Annotated in this window: 24 protein-coding genes; 12 read left to right on the top strand and 12 right to left on the bottom strand. The window is 62.7% G+C overall.

Annotated elements, in window-relative coordinates; genetic code table 11:
• Nucleotides 1–97: 97 nt before the first annotated feature.
• Nucleotides 98–739 carry an adenylosuccinate synthase gene (locus SA496_RS15710; RefSeq protein ID WP_330114113.1) on the bottom strand — a complete coding sequence of 214 codons (642 nt, stop codon included), beginning with the start codon at nucleotides 737–739 and terminating at the stop codon, nucleotides 98–100.
• Between the two features lie 87 nt (nucleotides 740–826).
• On the opposite strand from SA496_RS15710, the gene SA496_RS15705 reads away from it, so the two are divergent.
• Nucleotides 827–1,045: a hypothetical protein gene (locus tag SA496_RS15705; protein WP_330114112.1), complete on the top strand. Its 219-nt coding sequence runs from the start codon at nucleotides 827–829 to the stop codon at nucleotides 1,043–1,045.
• Between the two features lie 5 nt (nucleotides 1,046–1,050).
• Here SA496_RS15705 and SA496_RS15700 read toward each other — a convergent pair whose 3' ends face one another.
• The 11 genes from SA496_RS15700 to SA496_RS15650 form a co-directional block, all read right to left on the bottom strand.
• On the bottom strand, nucleotides 1,051–1,380 hold the full coding sequence (locus SA496_RS15700) for a hypothetical protein (RefSeq protein WP_330114111.1): 330 nt from the start codon (nucleotides 1,378–1,380) through the stop codon (nucleotides 1,051–1,053).
• Between the two features lie 28 nt (nucleotides 1,381–1,408).
• Nucleotides 1,409–1,789, bottom strand: a complete 381-nt coding sequence (locus SA496_RS15695; RefSeq protein ID WP_330114110.1) for a hypothetical protein — start codon at nucleotides 1,787–1,789, stop codon at nucleotides 1,409–1,411.
• Complete coding sequence (locus SA496_RS15690) at nucleotides 1,786–2,103, bottom strand: hypothetical protein (protein WP_330114109.1); 318 nt, start codon at nucleotides 2,101–2,103, stop codon at nucleotides 1,786–1,788. Before SA496_RS15690 ends, SA496_RS15695 begins: the two co-directional genes overlap by 4 nt.
• Before the next feature lie 62 nt (nucleotides 2,104–2,165).
• A complete protein-coding gene (locus SA496_RS15685; protein ID WP_330114108.1) occupies nucleotides 2,166–2,681 on the bottom strand; it encodes a hypothetical protein in 516 nt (171 codons plus the stop codon).
• A gap of 2 nt (nucleotides 2,682–2,683) precedes the next feature.
• A complete protein-coding gene (locus tag SA496_RS15680; protein WP_330114107.1) occupies nucleotides 2,684–3,235 on the bottom strand; it encodes a hypothetical protein in 552 nt (183 codons plus the stop codon).
• Between the two features lie 2 nt (nucleotides 3,236–3,237).
• Complete coding sequence (locus SA496_RS15675; protein WP_330114106.1) at nucleotides 3,238–3,501, bottom strand: hypothetical protein; 264 nt, start codon at nucleotides 3,499–3,501, stop codon at nucleotides 3,238–3,240.
• Nucleotides 3,502–3,814: 313 nt separating this feature from the next.
• Nucleotides 3,815–3,976 (bottom strand): hypothetical protein, encoded by a 162-nt coding sequence (locus SA496_RS15670; RefSeq protein WP_330114105.1) that lies wholly within the window; start codon nucleotides 3,974–3,976, stop codon nucleotides 3,815–3,817.
• A gap of 1 nt (nucleotide 3,977) precedes the next feature.
• A complete protein-coding gene (locus SA496_RS15665) occupies nucleotides 3,978–4,862 on the bottom strand; it encodes a TAXI family TRAP transporter solute-binding subunit (RefSeq protein WP_330114104.1) in 885 nt (294 codons plus the stop codon).
• Between the two features lie 17 nt (nucleotides 4,863–4,879).
• Nucleotides 4,880–5,296 (bottom strand): hypothetical protein, encoded by a 417-nt coding sequence (locus tag SA496_RS15660; RefSeq protein ID WP_330114103.1) that lies wholly within the window; start codon nucleotides 5,294–5,296, stop codon nucleotides 4,880–4,882.
• A gap of 720 nt (nucleotides 5,297–6,016) precedes the next feature.
• A complete protein-coding gene (locus tag SA496_RS15655; protein WP_330114102.1) occupies nucleotides 6,017–6,598 on the bottom strand; it encodes a hypothetical protein in 582 nt (193 codons plus the stop codon).
• Between the two features lie 26 nt (nucleotides 6,599–6,624).
• Nucleotides 6,625–7,389, bottom strand: a complete 765-nt coding sequence (locus SA496_RS15650; protein WP_330114101.1) for a LexA family transcriptional regulator — start codon at nucleotides 7,387–7,389, stop codon at nucleotides 6,625–6,627.
• 105 nt (nucleotides 7,390–7,494) lie between these two features.
• Between SA496_RS15650 and SA496_RS15645 the strand changes: the two genes are divergently transcribed.
• The 11 genes from SA496_RS15645 to SA496_RS15595 all read left to right on the top strand — a co-directional run bounded on the left by SA496_RS15645 (nucleotide 7,495) and on the right by SA496_RS15595 (nucleotide 13,141).
• Complete coding sequence (locus SA496_RS15645) at nucleotides 7,495–7,707, top strand: helix-turn-helix domain-containing protein (protein WP_330114100.1); 213 nt, start codon at nucleotides 7,495–7,497, stop codon at nucleotides 7,705–7,707.
• A 287-nt stretch (nucleotides 7,708–7,994) separates the two neighbouring features.
• Nucleotides 7,995–8,429: a phage regulatory CII family protein gene (locus tag SA496_RS15640; RefSeq protein WP_330114099.1), complete on the top strand. Its 435-nt coding sequence runs from the start codon at nucleotides 7,995–7,997 to the stop codon at nucleotides 8,427–8,429.
• Nucleotide 8,430: 1 nt separating this feature from the next.
• On the top strand, nucleotides 8,431–9,198 hold the full coding sequence (locus SA496_RS15635; protein ID WP_330114098.1) for a DnaT-like ssDNA-binding domain-containing protein: 768 nt from the start codon (nucleotides 8,431–8,433) through the stop codon (nucleotides 9,196–9,198).
• Nucleotides 9,179–9,997 (top strand): ATP-binding protein, encoded by an 819-nt coding sequence (locus SA496_RS15630; RefSeq protein WP_330114097.1) that lies wholly within the window; start codon nucleotides 9,179–9,181, stop codon nucleotides 9,995–9,997. Before SA496_RS15635 ends, SA496_RS15630 begins: the two co-directional genes overlap by 20 nt.
• Nucleotides 9,990–10,229: a hypothetical protein gene (locus SA496_RS15625; protein WP_330114096.1), complete on the top strand. Its 240-nt coding sequence runs from the start codon at nucleotides 9,990–9,992 to the stop codon at nucleotides 10,227–10,229. Before SA496_RS15630 ends, SA496_RS15625 begins: the two co-directional genes overlap by 8 nt.
• The gene (locus SA496_RS15620) at nucleotides 10,226–10,585 is read left to right on the top strand and encodes a Ref family recombination enhancement nuclease (protein ID WP_330114095.1); all 360 of its coding nucleotides are present in this window, start codon (nucleotides 10,226–10,228) and stop codon (nucleotides 10,583–10,585) included. Before SA496_RS15625 ends, SA496_RS15620 begins: the two co-directional genes overlap by 4 nt.
• Nucleotides 10,582–11,562 carry a tyrosine-type recombinase/integrase gene (locus SA496_RS15615; RefSeq protein ID WP_330114094.1) on the top strand — a complete coding sequence of 327 codons (981 nt, stop codon included), beginning with the start codon at nucleotides 10,582–10,584 and terminating at the stop codon, nucleotides 11,560–11,562. The genes SA496_RS15620 and SA496_RS15615 overlap by 4 nt, the downstream gene beginning before the upstream one ends.
• A gap of 50 nt (nucleotides 11,563–11,612) precedes the next feature.
• On the top strand, nucleotides 11,613–12,005 hold the full coding sequence (locus tag SA496_RS15610; RefSeq protein ID WP_330114093.1) for an endodeoxyribonuclease RusA: 393 nt from the start codon (nucleotides 11,613–11,615) through the stop codon (nucleotides 12,003–12,005).
• A gap of 77 nt (nucleotides 12,006–12,082) precedes the next feature.
• Nucleotides 12,083–12,313, top strand: a complete 231-nt coding sequence (locus tag SA496_RS15605) for a hypothetical protein (protein ID WP_330114092.1) — start codon at nucleotides 12,083–12,085, stop codon at nucleotides 12,311–12,313.
• 13 nt (nucleotides 12,314–12,326) lie between these two features.
• Nucleotides 12,327–12,911 carry a hypothetical protein gene (locus SA496_RS15600; RefSeq protein ID WP_330114091.1) on the top strand — a complete coding sequence of 195 codons (585 nt, stop codon included), beginning with the start codon at nucleotides 12,327–12,329 and terminating at the stop codon, nucleotides 12,909–12,911.
• A complete protein-coding gene (locus SA496_RS15595) occupies nucleotides 12,908–13,141 on the top strand; it encodes a hypothetical protein (protein WP_330114090.1) in 234 nt (77 codons plus the stop codon). Before SA496_RS15600 ends, SA496_RS15595 begins: the two co-directional genes overlap by 4 nt.
• Nucleotides 13,142–13,251: the final 110 nt, after the last annotated feature.

The following is a 13,251-nucleotide window of genomic DNA, read 5'->3' as shown; positions in this document are numbered from 1 at the left end:
TAGGGGATGGATCAGGACTTGGGTGGAACGGGGATGCAGCGGAAGCACTTGCAGGCGTTGATGAGTTGGCCGGTAGAGCGGCAGTAGATGGGGCGGGTCATGTGGCCTCGGTTCTCTCCGTATAGTGCTGGATACGCTGGTAGCGAATCTGATCGTTGAGTTCGTTCACGCGATTGATCAGGCGCCGCTGCTCGGCATAGGCGTTTCGCAGGTTCTGGTTCAGGGCTTCTGGGTCGCCCACCCGGTGCAGCAGCTTCACCAGCAGGAACTGCTCCCGGTGTCGGTCGGCATCGTGGCGCCAGGTCGCCATGTGAGCGCGCGTTGCGCCCCAGGACTCGCGGTAGTGCACGGCTAGGCCGGCGACGACCTTCACGTGGCCACGGTTGTTCACGGTGAGCAGGCCCCAGCCTTCCGGCAGTTCGCTCGGACTGATCAGGCCTTCGGGCGACATGAAGTATCGGAAGTTGCCCAGGCCGCCATCGGCTCGGTGGGCCTTCTTCTTGTCGGCCAAGAAGTCCGAGCGGCTGGTCTTGCACTCGACGACGATCGAACCGTCGTCATCGCTGCCGGCGGCGCGGAACCCGATAGCGTCCGGTATCTCTCCGGTCCAGCCGGACCGGCATTCACTGACGGCGACGTGACAGCCGGGACCGCCTGCGCTGTTCGGTCGTTTCAGCCATTTCACAGCCAGGGTGCAAAGATCGGCGTGGCTGAACTCGAAGAGGGTTCCTTCAGGCATAGCGGGATTCCTTCGCCGTAGTGGCGCTATGGCATGGAGTGGGGTAGGTTCGGGAGCCCGGCATGGGGCTGGATGAAGGAGAGTGCGATGTCGTTGTATAGCAAGCGGGTCACGACCGGCGATGTCACCATCGACCTGACTGCCGCTGACTTGGCTTCAGGATGGGATATCCAGAAAATCACTGTTCGCGGAATGCCTGTTCCCCCAACCCGAAAGGGGGAGTTTGATACCGAGGAAGAGGCCGAGGCAGCGGCGGTGGCTCGTGCAGAGGCGTTCATGAAGCAGCATGGGATTAAGCCGCGCTAAACGTCTCACACCACCCTGCAATGCCACGACTGCGCATAGGCCACCCCGTCGATGATCTCCGTGCCGGTGATCACCAGGGAGTCACCGATGAGGCTGTGTACCTGTACGTCGTAGAGGGGAGGTAGCTCGGGCTGGAGTCGACCTTCGGCCTGAACCGAGGCCGCCATGGCCGGCCGCTCCATCGGGGTGTTCTTGGCCAATCCGATCCTTACGTCACCTCGGATAGGGGTGGCGTTGACGTCTTGGCGCCTCTTCATGGCGCGGCCCTTGTGGCGCATTCTCTGGATGTCGAAGTGCATGGCGAATACTGGATAAATAAACAGTATTCTGCGCATGCCCTTCGATTCCGTCCATAGCCTGCGGTCAGGCTACCGATCGCGCCCGGTCCGGCTCATAGTCCTGCCATCCAACCTTCGGCGCCTTGGTCTTCTTGTTGATCAGCGGATTCCCCTGGGCATCGGTGAGCGCGGCCTTGCACCGGATCTGCAGGTCTCGGCACTTCAGGGTGCGCCGCGCCAAAGCAATGAACTCATCGGCGTACTGGGGGGCGTCGAAGAGCGGCCCCAGCTGTTTCACCTTGGTGCCGGCCATGATCTCGTCGGCGCGCTTCTCGCAGAGCTGAACCCACTCACTCAGCGGAATGGCGACTTCGCCCTGGGGAGTGCGGCGGGTGGTCTTCACGTTCTTGCGGGCATCGGCCAGAGCCTGGTCCCGCGTCATGCCGAATACGGCGAAGGTGCTCATAGGCCGACCTCCAAGCTGTCTGCCACCCTGTTAATTTCGTCCTCTAGGTCTTCGCTCACGCTGTAGTCATCCATCAGGGCACGCAGCTTGGTGATGGCGTCTTCAACCCTGTCGTTTAGTTTCTCTAGGTCGCGCTCAAGCTCCTCCTCGCGCTCTTCGGAGTCGCGGAGCTGCTGGCGCACCTCATCCAGCTCGACCTCTCTGGCGCCCTGGCCGGCGACGATCCGCCGAGCAAGTTCTTCTGCGGCTTCGGGGTGAATTGCTGCATACCCCTCCAACTCATCGTCAGAGCAGGCCTTCACGGGTAGGGACATGGCTTTCTCCAGGTCGAGCGATGCCGTGCCGCTGGTGCGGCTGGCGGGTGGGATGGGAGTAATCAGTCACGCCATTCGGCGCGAGCTTCCTGAAGGTCTTCGAGGCGGCACTGGCTGATGCCCTTGGCGTGAATCCACTGCGCCACGTTTTCCGACACCGTGAATTCGTGGCGCGGCACGCGAACCCGGTGAGCGGAGTGCTGCTGCCCAAGCATGTGGGTTTCGTGAATCAGCTGCTCGACCACCTGGGCCAGGTTGGTGATGCCGCGCCACTGCGCTATGTCATTCAGCATGGCGCGGGTACCGGGGCGGAGCCGGTGGCGTAGGTCTTCTACCGCTTCCCTCGGGCATTGGCTGGCTGCTGCCGCTACTGCGCCAGAGAACTCAGGACCTAGGGCGTGGGTGTTGATGATCAGGATCTGGATGGCCTCGGCCTTCTGGCTGAAGCCATGCCACAGCATGAGTTCGGCGAGAGCAGCGTTGGTACCTTTGATGACGCGGTGGCGCAGCTCGACCTCGCCCAGTTCCTTCCGCTTCTCGGCGGCATCCTGGTCGCGCTCCCATTGGGTCTTGGCCATGGTCAGGCCTCCAGCTTCTCAGGGAACTGCAGGCCATAGGTCTTGCAGATCCGGTTGAACACGCGGTAGTCCAGTTCGGAGGCCATCAGGGCCTGTCGGCGGGTGAGTCCGATCTTCAGGAAGGCACCCAGCCGTTCGGCGAAGACCTTGTCGCGCGCCATGGCGGCGAGCTGTGCACCGGTTGGGGCCGGTTTGAAGGTGATGTTGAAGTCTCGGCCGATGGTGTCGAGCATCCGGCGGCTGACGCCGAGCTTCGCGGCGATCTGGGAGATGTTCAGTGTCTCCGCCAGTTCGCGCACCTGTGGTGCCAACTCCCGTCGCTTCGCCTCTCGACGCCCCGCCTGGTCCAGGTACTCCTTCGGCGGGATGATCCGAGCATTCCTGGAAGCCTTGGGCGCCGGTTCGACTTCGCGGCGCAGGGGCAGCGGAATGGTCCGCATCTCGCCCATGTCCTGAATCTGTCCGCCGGCCGCGAGGAACTGGTCGATCTGCGCGGCCAGCATGGCACTGGTGCGGCTGTTCGCTTCAACCGCGCTGAGTTCGTGGCTGATCATGGTCAGGCCACTCCGCGTTCCAGTTCACGAGCAGCGGCGCAGGCAGCACGATGTCCCGCCCGGAACCCCATCACCTTGCCGGAGTAGGCATCCTTCAGGTGGTAGAAGTCGCGACCGCAGGGGATGACCTGAATCAGCCTGGGCAGCACAGCCTGCACCGAGCGCTGCCGGCGGCGCATGTGGAACTGTGCAATGGCGGCCTTGGTCTTGGCATTCATCTCGACCAGCAGGGCATGGGCGTCTATCACGCCTTGGGAGATTTCCATGGTGTGCACCTCGTGCTGTGAAAAGCCGGCCTTGGCCAGCGGAGGGAATAGGTGCCGGGCAACCCGGCAAAAAGGCCCCGCGTGCATAGGGGCATGGAAGTGGTGGAGCGCTGCCGGTTACGTCTCCGGCGCTGGCTTCACAGCCGTCTGCTTGGGAAGGGTGGGGATGGCATCTGATCTCCAGGCTTGCACTCGTGCGCGCCCCGGTGCTCACCAGAGCCATCCCCATAAATCGTTGCCCCTGATCGCCCAGGCGGGGCAGTTCCTGCGTTGCATCCGGTTCGCTCCTGCTTGCCGGTGGTGCCCCGTGTCGTTACCGCGGGGTTCTGGTGCGCCGCACCTTCAGCCACAACACCATACCCAGCAGAAGCCCCGAGAGGACGCCGGCGAAGTAGGTGATGGAGACGAGGTGCAGCACGGTGAAGGTGGTGAAGAGCAGGCCACCCAGGAGGATGGCCAGGGCCAGGCGGAACACGTCAGCGCACCGCTTTCACGACGCTGTTGATGCCCTTGTCGACGGCGCGGCGCACCACGCGAACTTCCTTGGCGGACAGGTCCTTGTGGTACTCGTTGTTGTAGACGACCTGGGCGCGCAGGCAGTAGGTGTCCGGCGCCAGGGTGGTGGAGGTCTTCAGGCCAGAGGTGTGGCTGCTGTCCACCGAGCAGTGGGTGTACAGCGGGTTGTCGTTGGCGTCCTTGGAGTCGGCGAAGGAGTCGTCATTGATCTCGCCGATCAGGATCTGATTGCCGAAGTCCTCGGTGATGTCGGAGGTGATGAAGCCCGGGCGTCCGACGTAGATCATGCCGGCGATCTCGATCCGCACGCCGGCCTTGGTGACGTAGCCCTGGGCGACGGCCTCGGCCGCGCTGTACCAGTCATCGAACTCGACAATGCGGACGTCTTCGTAGTCTTTGTCCGTCTTGGCGAAGTTTTTCAGTGTGACCAGGCCGCCGGATCCGGAGACCGATGCCACCGCGTAGCGCTCGGCGTTGGAGCTGCTCTCCATCTTGCCGAAGTCATCAACTCCGGCCTTGCCGTGCAGCCAATAGACCACCTCGGTGTGGGCGTCGGAGACCTTGATGTCCGACGGAAGCGGCTGACTGATCACTGCGTCGGCCTGGATGATCGCGATATCGCAGTCACCGTCCTTCAGCAGCACGGCGTTCTCGACGGAGCCGCCGGTGTTCAGCACCTCCAGTTCCGCCTGGGTGGTCTTGGTGATCGCCTTGCCGATGGCTTGGCCAAGGCTTTCGTAGAAGCCGCCCTCACCGCCGGTGCAGAAGGACAGCTTGGAAGGTGCCGCACTGGCCAGGCCGGAAACGGCCAGGAGCACGGCGAGCAACAGGACTTTCGATTTCATGGTGTTCCCTCGGTTGGTCAAGCCTTGTGGGTGCCTTCTACGCCGCGCTGAATCCGCTCGCGGGTGCGATCCAGCAGGGTCTTCTGGGCGAGTAGCAGGTGAGTGAGAGCGACTTCGTTGTAGGCGCTGGCGAACGGCCCGCGCTGGAAGCACTCCAGGCGGTCGATCACGATGGCCAGCAGCACCTCATGGGTGACGCCATTGACGCCTGCGTCAGGTATCGGACCCTGCTGGAAGAGCACGAAGTAACCGTCTTCCTCTTCGCCCAAGGAGCCAGCCAGCTCCTCCAGCACGCCGAAGCTGGGGTTGCTGTGCATGTTGGCGCCATGGATGACGTAGGCGTGGTTCGCGCCGCCGGAGCCGGGCTCATCCACCACCTGGATTCGGAGCGTGTCGTTGGCGGGGTTGACCTGGTGGCCAGTGAGTTCGCGCATGGTGTTCCCTCGGTTTGTGTGCATCCCAATGCGCCCTGTCGCCAAGGCGCATCAGTGATGCTTTCCGTGAAGCAGCCGCGCTCACCTGCTGGGGTCTTGCGCGGCGTCCTGCGTCAGCGATGTCTGTAGGCGCATTGGCTACCGATAGCCTTGGCGCGAGTCTTGGGGGCCTTCGAGCTTCCCTGTTCAGCGCGAGTAGATCGGTCTCCTCGCGATGGTCATCGGGGACGTGTACGCCACGACTACCTGCAGCTCTGCGGCGCGGGTTGGGTAGGGCAGTTCGTCGTGGGTCGCCGGCCCGTGTTGCCGGCTGGTCTTGCTACTGCATTGGCTGGTTCCTCCTCTGTTGTTTGTTCCGCTCCATGCTTGGTGCCGGGTTTCCCCACCTCTCCCCGGTGCAGCGGCTGGCTACGCATCGGGTGGCTCACACGGATCGGCGTCCTCCCGATATGGGGAGTCCGGCAGCTACCAGAGGCTGCATGGGCGACGGTTTAGCTTGTTCGCCACCGGCGGGTGCCGGTACGTCGCGGGGTTCGTCTGGTTGTTAAAGAGCGTTTGGGTTGCCCCAGGCCTCTCGGCCCTGCCGGCGCTTTCGCGTTCGGCTTGGGATAATTATGCATTGACGCATATGCATGTCAATGCATGGATGCAAAAAAATATGCATGCATTCTTCCGGGCACAAAAAAGCCCGCGCTTGGCGGGCTTTTCGGTCGATTGGGGTTACTGAGCGGTGATCTGCCGATACCGCCGCTGGTACTCCTCGTAGCTCAGGCCCTGCTCGGCCTTGAGTTGCTGGAGCTGCTGCTCCTGCCATTGCGGCTGGCTAAGCGGCGCGCTGGTGGCCACCGGCATGGCGGCGGAAGTGGCGGTCTGGGTTGCTGTAGGCGCCGCCACGATCGGCTGATCCAGCGGCTTCATGGTGGCGCCGGCTTTCGTCGGCAGGTCGTACATTGCGCCGGTGGCGGGGTCGATGATCAGCATTCCCAACAGGCCGCCGACCAGCAGGTTGCCCCAGTACCATCCCTCGATACCCGAATCGACCACGAAGACCTCGTCCGAATAGCCAGGCTTGCTGTATTTGACGGTGTATTGCTCGCCGTCGAAGTAACCGGCACTGGAGGAAAGCTTCACCACGGCAGGCGTCGTGCCGTTGTAAACCACGTTGTCGTCCTCGTCGCGAATCTCGATGGTTGCGCCAGCGGGCGAACTGGTGACGTGAACGGGGTAGGTGTCCTCGCTGAAGATGCTGGCGCAGCCAGTGGTCATCAGGGCAATCGATGCTGCGAGCAGAGTGGCGCGCATAGCGACCTCCTTGTCATTGTTGTTGGCTAGAAATACATCGCGCCCCAGAACACACGGCCTATGACGACAATTTCGTGCCGCGCCATGTCGTCGAGCGAATACTCTTCATCGGGGTGTTCGTCGCGATTAAAGCTGCGTAGACGGATGCCACCCCCCGGCAGGCGATAAGCCTGCTTCACGCGCAGCTGTCCGCCGTGGTCGATGGCGAAGAGGTCGCCATCCACGATTCGGGTGTTACCCACATCCACACCTACGGTCGCGCCGTTCTTCAACACCGGTTCCATGCTGTTCCCGGTAATGGTCACGCAGCGCGCGTTGGCTGGATCGACGCCTTTGTTCTTGAGGCTGTATTTGCCGAAACGAAGCCGGCGCTTGGTGTTCACTTCCACTGACATGCGCCCGCTCCCTGCTGCAAGTTCGACTTCCTTCAGGAATGGCACCAGAACCTCATCCTCAGGAAGGGGGGTGTCGTCATCCCAGACCTCCATCGGCCCATCCATAACGGCTTCCGGCGCCATGGGAGCACCCTGGCGATGAGCACGCGAGTTCTCTTCGGCGCTTAACGTGATCAGGTTGTCGATCGGATAGCGCCCGCGGAGCTGGTCAGTGGAGATATGGAAGTGCTCAGCGATGGGATAGACCTGCTCATCCTTAGGATTGGCGATCTTCCCGCTCAGCATTCTGGAAATGGTGGACTGTCCGACGCCGGTTATGCGGCTCAGCTCAGTCGGAGTGATCCCCTCGCGCTTGAGCAGCTGAGGAAGGATGGTCTGGATACTGTTCTTTTGCATATACGCAATGCTGCCCGTCCCTGATGCATAGGTGAATAGGGGGCTTATGCGTTGACGGTTATGCGTAGATGCATATACTGTGCATATCCGATCAGGAGATTGCGCATGACCACCATCACCCTCGCCAGCAAGCTCGATGCACTCTTGAGCGCCGGCTTCACCTACAAGGCCATTGCCGAGCGAGCAGGCTGCGATACCTCGACCATTTTCCGCATTCGCAGCGGCGCCATCAGCAATCCCAGCTACTCCGTCGGCACCGCCATCGACGCTATGCATTCCGAGCTCCCGAAGCCACCGAAGCCAAAGAAGGTCGCCTAACCGCCAGCGAAGTCGCCGTGCGGACGAACCCGGCTTTCCCAGATTCATCCAGCTGATCGATTACCAGATCAGCACGCGTTTCAAAGGCTTCCGCCACGAGAAGCCGAGTAGATGGGGGCAGAACCTGAATCAGGGCTGCCACGTAACACCGAAGGGCGAGGACTTCGCCCGGCAGTTCAGAGGGGTCATACGGCATGGATGCTTACTTCCGTGTCGGTTGATCGAGTGATGTCAGGTTGCCTCCACCCAGTCGGCGGCGCCACGCGAGAAACGACGAGGAGTTCGCAATGGAAGATTTCGAATGGACATTGCACCGGGAAGTGAAGGGGGAGGGTGGTACTGCCTTGGCCAAGCGGATGGGGGTCAACGAAACCCGCCTCATGGATTGCGTCAACCCTAATCGGGAAAACCATCGGACGAGTCTTGAGCTGTACGGCCAGATTCTGACGCACCTGTCTGAAGATGCACGGCGCCGCGTCCTGCGGGCCCAACTGGCGGAGTACGGCTACGACCTAGTGGTTCGCCCTGAGTCCACCCAGGCCAATCCGCTGCAGGCCCTGCTTAACCTCGTCGCCGAGTCCGCCGATGTCACCCGCTCGATGCACGACGCCCTGTCCGACGGCCGTATCACCAGCTCCGAGAAGTTCACCATCCGCCGCGAGATCGGCGAAGTGCGCCACGCGCTCGATGTCCTCGAGCAGTCCGTGGGCAAGGTGGCTTGAGATGGCTGGCGACTGGATCAAGATGCGTACCGACCTGCTGACGAGTCCGAAAGTCATCCGCATGGCGTCCGCATTGAAAGCGGACAGGTTTCGGATCGTTGGTGGACTTCTGTCCGTCTGGAGTCTGTTTGATTCCCACTCTGAAGACGGAAGCCTGTCCGGATATTCGCTCGAAGCGTTGGATGATCTGGCTGCGTGGTCGGGTTTTTCCGCCGCCATGGTCGACGTTGGCTGGCTGATTGATACCGGCGATTCGCTGCAGCTTCCGCGCTTCGAAGCCCACAACGGCGCGTCTGCCAAGCGTCGGGCGCAGGATAAGGACCGCAAACAGAATGACCGCAAATCGTCCGTTTCCGATGCGGACAAGAAGCGGACCAGAGAAGAGAAGAGAAGAGAAGAAGAAAACAACAACAGCGGTGGCGCGGGAGTCGATGCGCGGCAGCGTTTCGAGATGTTCGAGGAATGGCAGCCAGACGAACTGAGCCTGGCGCCCCAGCTGAAAACCATGGGCATCCAACAGACCCAGGTCACCCCCGAGGCCGTTGCCGAGTTCGTCTCGTACTGGATCACACAGCACGTCGCTGACACGCAGAAGTCCTGGTGCCGGAAGCTGGTCCTGGCGATCAAGAACGCCGGTGTCCGCGCCGCCGCCGAACCCAAGCCCGCCCCGCGTCAAACCCGCCCCACCACTGCCAAGCACACCGGCCTGAATGGCCAAGACCTCATGTCCGGACTGGAGGCCAATCCTGATGGAACCTTCTCGCTCTAACTCGCTGGTCGAAAGTCTGGCTCGCCTGACGCAGTCGGCCGGGATTGTTGGCACCGAATCGTCCAGCTGTGAAACGCACGGCGCGTTCATCGCCAGCCGTTTGCGCGATGGCCAGATCACTGGTTGCCCGGAGTGTTCCCGCGAACGTCAGGCCGTGCAGGAAGCCCAAGAGCGCGCCGAGCAGCAGCGCCAAGCTATCGCCGCCCGGCTGGAACGCTTGTTGGGGCAGGCCCTGATCCCGCCTCGGTTCAAGACCAAGACCTTCGACAACTACCGGGCCCAAACCGACAAGCAGCAGATCGCCTTGTCGGCCTGCCGGAGCTACGCAGACCGCTTCGCCGAGAACCTTGAAGCTGGCCGATGCCTGATGCTGCTGGGCAAGGTCGGCAATGGCAAGACCCATCTGGCAGCGGCGGTGGCCGGGGCGGTGATCGACCAGTACCGCTGCAACGCCATGTACACCACGGTTTCCCGCGTCTGCCAGCAGGTCAAGGCCAGCTACTCGAAGGAGTCCACGCAGTCCGAGCGCGAGGCCTTGGACATCTTCCGTGCCCCGGATCTGCTGATTCTCGACGAGGTTGGCGCGAGCTACGGGACCGACTTCGAGCGGATGGTGATGTTCGAGGTGATCAACGCTCGTTACGAGGACGTGAAGCCCACCATCGTGATCTCCAACCTGGGCGCTGGTGCGTTGGTGGAGGCGCTGGGTGACCGCACCGTGGACCGGCTGCGCGAGGGCGGTGGTGTGGTGGTGGTGTTCGACTGGGACAGCGCCCGCCGGGAGGTCGCCAATGGCTGAGCAACTTCGCATCCGACCTGTGCGCGATTCATCGGGCGCAGTCTGTCCGCATCACTGGCGGACAAATTGCGGATACACCGTCATCCCGTGTCGCTCGTTTGCTGTCGGCTTCGGCAGTGGCCTGGCGCTGATCCGGAAGGGTGATGATGCCCCATTCGCCTACGTGTGCAGCGAACCCGAGGCCTATGCCCTGATTCAGGCCGACAAGGCCGCCAGCGGGGTATCGGTATGATGCAGGGTCGCACCGTCACCCAGGCCCAAAAGGACTGGCACCACATGCTGGTCAGCGGCGTTGGCTGCATCGCTTGCCGCGTCGAAGCCGGCGAGTTCAACGACTTCTGCAGCATCCACCACATCGACGGCCGGACCAAGCCGCACGCGCACTGGAACGTGTTGCCGCTGTGCGCCGCGCACCACCAGACCGGCGGGGAAGGGGTGGCCTTCCATCACAACAAGGCCCGTTTCGAGAAACGGTTCGGCACCCAACGGGAACTGCTCGAGCGCTGCATGCAGCTCTTGGCGGAGGCTGGCCACGACATCCCGGCTGGCTTCCTGGCTTGGTTCGACGGGGAGGGCATCGAGGCATGAGCCGCGACTCCTTCAAGAACGTAGGCCAGGTGATCACCTGGTGGGTCGGGCGGATTGAGCAGAACCGCACGGTGTCCACCAGCTATCGCCGCACCATGGCCAGCCTGGCCAAGCGGCACCTGATCCCGCGCCTGGGCAGCGTGAAGCTGAAGCAGCTGAGCCGCGCCGTAGTGGACGACAAGCTGGTCTGGCCGATGCAGCAGACCCACTCACCGCACACCGCGCACAAGGCCCTGCAGGGCCTTCAGCAGTCGCTGGCGCTGGCGGAGAAGCAGGGGCGCATCGAGTCCAATCCGCTGTCGGCCGTGAGCTGGAAGGACTTCTGGACCGGCAACCTGCCGCCCCGCCCGGCGGGCCTGTTGCCGGTGGCCGTGCCGACCCTGCTGCCGCACCTCTGTCAGACCCTGGAGCAGGACCCGGTGGCCGGCATGCTGGCGCTGATGATGCTGGCCCACGGTACCCGCATCGGTGAGACCTGCCTCGCGCAGTGGCAGCACATCAGCCTGCCGGAGCGGGTGTGGATCATCCCGGCGCAGAACACCAAGACCGGACAGGAACTGGTGGTGCCGCTGACCGATCAGGTGTGCGCGCTGCTGACCCGCTACCGCGAGTTGCAGCACCCGGTTCGCCGCAACAGCCCGTGGGTGTTCGCCATGGCCGGCGGAGCTCCGCTGTCCACGTCTCAGGCCTCGACCATGTTTCGCACCATGAGCAATCGCCAGTGGCGCAGCCATGACCTGCGCAAGCTGGCCCGCACCGTGTGGGCAGAGCTCGGCATCGACTTCCTGGTGGGTGAGCTGATGCTCAACCACTCCATGGGCAAGCTCGCCAGCACCTACATCAAAACCGGCATCGACCAGGCCCGTCGCAAGGGGCTGGAGGCCTGGCATGCGTACCTCGATGAGCGTGGTTTCACCGAGGCGCACGGGCTGAAAAGTGCCGAAATAAGCTTTTCCTCGACTGCCGTTCCGGCCTAGTGCTGTGCGGTTTGTGGCCGAAATTTAACTTTCTAAATGAGGTAGATGAAATGGACGGGGAAAAGGGAGTTGCCGAGGTGATCCAGCTCGATCTGCCGTGGCCGCCGAAGGAACTCAGCCCCAACGCCCGGGTGCACTGGAAGCAACGCCACCGCCACGTGAAAGCCTACCGATATGCCTGCGGGATGCTGGCCAAGGCGAGCGGGGCAACGGTCCCGGAAGGGCGCCTGTACTTGTGGATCACCTTCTGCCCACCGAACCGCCGCTCTCACGACGACGACAACCTGATGGCGCGTTTCAAGGCGGGCCGTGATGGCGTGGCCGATGGCCTGGGGATCGATGACAAGAACTTCGTGACCACCGCCAGCATCGGCGAGCCCGTGCAGGGTGGATTGGTCCGCGTGCACATCCGCAAGTACCCCATTGAGGCGGGGGCGAATTGATGCGCCACGGTTTGGGTTATCACGCTCGCGTGGCGCGGCGAGAGCTGGCCCGCTGCGAGATCTGCCAAGGCCGCGGGGTGACGCAGGGCATCTTCCACAAGCTGGAGTGCGAGGCCTGTGACGGGACGGGTCTGGTGGATGCCGTGTCCGGCGCGCGCCTGGAGCCGCGCGAGATGATCGCCCAACTGCTGATGCGTTTGGATGCGGCAGGGAAGGCCAGTGGAGGTATGGCCGGCGGACCTGGCGTGGATTACGTGGGGCGCACGAACAACCATCACCGCAGTGGTGGCAATTGGACTGGTGACTGAGGGGTAACCAACCATGCAACTGAACACAGCACGGCAAGCCTGGCATGACGCGTACTACCAGCCCTGGGATTCGGTGATGTCACATGCGCTTGAGATGGCCCAACTCGAAGCAGCGGTGCAGAAGACTGAAAAACAACGGGGCACCACCCATGCTGTGCACCAGGCCCTGGCCGGGCGCATCCAGTTGGCGATCGACACCCTGCCGCGTGACCTGAAGCGCTTCGGCCACCACCTCTATAACCCGCTCGCCAGTCGCGGCGACGAGGTGGAGGCGAACCTGCTGGTGTGGCGGCTGGCGAAGAACGAACCCATGTCCCAGCAGAAGGAGACACGGGCCTTCGCGATCTGCTGCGGGGTCGTCCACCGCTACCGCATGCAACACCAGGGCGGCCAGAGCTCCATGCCGGATCCGCTGCCGTCGCCCGAGGCGTTTCGTGCGTGGATTCTGGAGCGCTTCAAACTCGCCATCCGCTCGGAGAATTGGGGAAGGGATTGGGCGGGGTTCGTGCAGGCCTGCTTCGACGTATGCTGTGACCTGGACCGGAAGGCCCTTGGCCCGGTTGCGGCCATGTTGGGCGAAATGAAGGAGGCAGCGTGAAGGAAGCGAATGCGACGGGGCATATCAGCAACTGCCCGAAATGTGATTCTGACCAGGTCCGCGTCGAGGTTGGCGAGACGGTCCGCAAGAAGCCGGTTCCTGGTCTGGCCTACTGGCGAGTGATCGAATGCCTTGCCTGCGGCCACCGCTCAGGCCGTATAGAGGGGCCAGGCCACATGGATAAGCAGGTCATGCGAGACCTGAACGAAGCGTGGAAGCGGTCAGCGTGATAAATGGTTTGTTATAACGTATTGACCTTATGTTCGGCTGGCGGTAGGATTTCCCCATTCTGTCGTTCTTCCCCCTGACGAAAGCGAACTCCTAAAGCCCAGCCACCGTG

The sequence above is a fragment of the Pseudomonas sp. JS3066 genome (assembly GCF_036328175.1).
In the GTDB taxonomy this organism is placed as follows: Bacteria; Pseudomonadota; Gammaproteobacteria; order Pseudomonadales; family Pseudomonadaceae; genus Metapseudomonas.
The sequence above is the reverse complement of the archived record's forward strand: the minus strand, read 5'-3'. Positions and strand labels throughout refer to the sequence as shown.

What these genes read in the sequence shown, in the direction of transcription:
- SA496_RS15620 (WP_330114095.1), top strand. Translation starts at nt 10,226, where the DNA reads ATGATGCAGGGTCGCACCGTCACCCAGGCCCAAAAGGACTGGCACCAC.
- SA496_RS15705 (WP_330114112.1), top strand. Translation starts at nt 827, where the DNA reads ATGTCGTTGTATAGCAAGCGGGTCACGACCGGCGATGTCACCATCGAC.
- SA496_RS15675 (WP_330114106.1), bottom strand. Translation starts at nt 3,501, where the DNA reads ATGGAAATCTCCCAAGGCGTGATAGACGCCCATGCCCTGCTGGTCGAG.
- SA496_RS15680 (WP_330114107.1), bottom strand. Translation starts at nt 3,235, where the DNA reads ATGATCAGCCACGAACTCAGCGCGGTTGAAGCGAACAGCCGCACCAGT.
- SA496_RS15665 (WP_330114104.1), bottom strand. Translation starts at nt 4,862, where the DNA reads ATGAAATCGAAAGTCCTGTTGCTCGCCGTGCTCCTGGCCGTTTCCGGC.
- SA496_RS15615 (WP_330114094.1), top strand. Translation starts at nt 10,582, where the DNA reads ATGAGCCGCGACTCCTTCAAGAACGTAGGCCAGGTGATCACCTGGTGG.
- SA496_RS15645 (WP_330114100.1), top strand. Translation starts at nt 7,495, where the DNA reads ATGACCACCATCACCCTCGCCAGCAAGCTCGATGCACTCTTGAGCGCC.
- SA496_RS15640 (WP_330114099.1), top strand. Translation starts at nt 7,995, where the DNA reads ATGGAAGATTTCGAATGGACATTGCACCGGGAAGTGAAGGGGGAGGGT.
- SA496_RS15685 (WP_330114108.1), bottom strand. Translation starts at nt 2,681, where the DNA reads ATGGCCAAGACCCAATGGGAGCGCGACCAGGATGCCGCCGAGAAGCGG.
- SA496_RS15690 (WP_330114109.1), bottom strand. Translation starts at nt 2,103, where the DNA reads ATGTCCCTACCCGTGAAGGCCTGCTCTGACGATGAGTTGGAGGGGTAT.
- SA496_RS15655 (WP_330114102.1), bottom strand. Translation starts at nt 6,598, where the DNA reads ATGCGCGCCACTCTGCTCGCAGCATCGATTGCCCTGATGACCACTGGC.
- SA496_RS15695 (WP_330114110.1), bottom strand. Translation starts at nt 1,789, where the DNA reads ATGAGCACCTTCGCCGTATTCGGCATGACGCGGGACCAGGCTCTGGCC.
- SA496_RS15600 (WP_330114091.1), top strand. Translation starts at nt 12,327, where the DNA reads ATGCAACTGAACACAGCACGGCAAGCCTGGCATGACGCGTACTACCAG.
- SA496_RS15610 (WP_330114093.1), top strand. Translation starts at nt 11,613, where the DNA reads ATGGACGGGGAAAAGGGAGTTGCCGAGGTGATCCAGCTCGATCTGCCG.
- SA496_RS15710 (WP_330114113.1), bottom strand. Translation starts at nt 739, where the DNA reads ATGCCTGAAGGAACCCTCTTCGAGTTCAGCCACGCCGATCTTTGCACC.
- SA496_RS15630 (WP_330114097.1), top strand. Translation starts at nt 9,179, where the DNA reads ATGGAACCTTCTCGCTCTAACTCGCTGGTCGAAAGTCTGGCTCGCCTG.
- SA496_RS15650 (WP_330114101.1), bottom strand. Translation starts at nt 7,389, where the DNA reads ATGCAAAAGAACAGTATCCAGACCATCCTTCCTCAGCTGCTCAAGCGC.
- SA496_RS15700 (WP_330114111.1), bottom strand. Translation starts at nt 1,380, where the DNA reads ATGCGCAGAATACTGTTTATTTATCCAGTATTCGCCATGCACTTCGAC.
- SA496_RS15660 (WP_330114103.1), bottom strand. Translation starts at nt 5,296, where the DNA reads ATGCGCGAACTCACTGGCCACCAGGTCAACCCCGCCAACGACACGCTC.
- SA496_RS15625 (WP_330114096.1), top strand. Translation starts at nt 9,990, where the DNA reads ATGGCTGAGCAACTTCGCATCCGACCTGTGCGCGATTCATCGGGCGCA.
- SA496_RS15635 (WP_330114098.1), top strand. Translation starts at nt 8,431, where the DNA reads ATGGCTGGCGACTGGATCAAGATGCGTACCGACCTGCTGACGAGTCCG.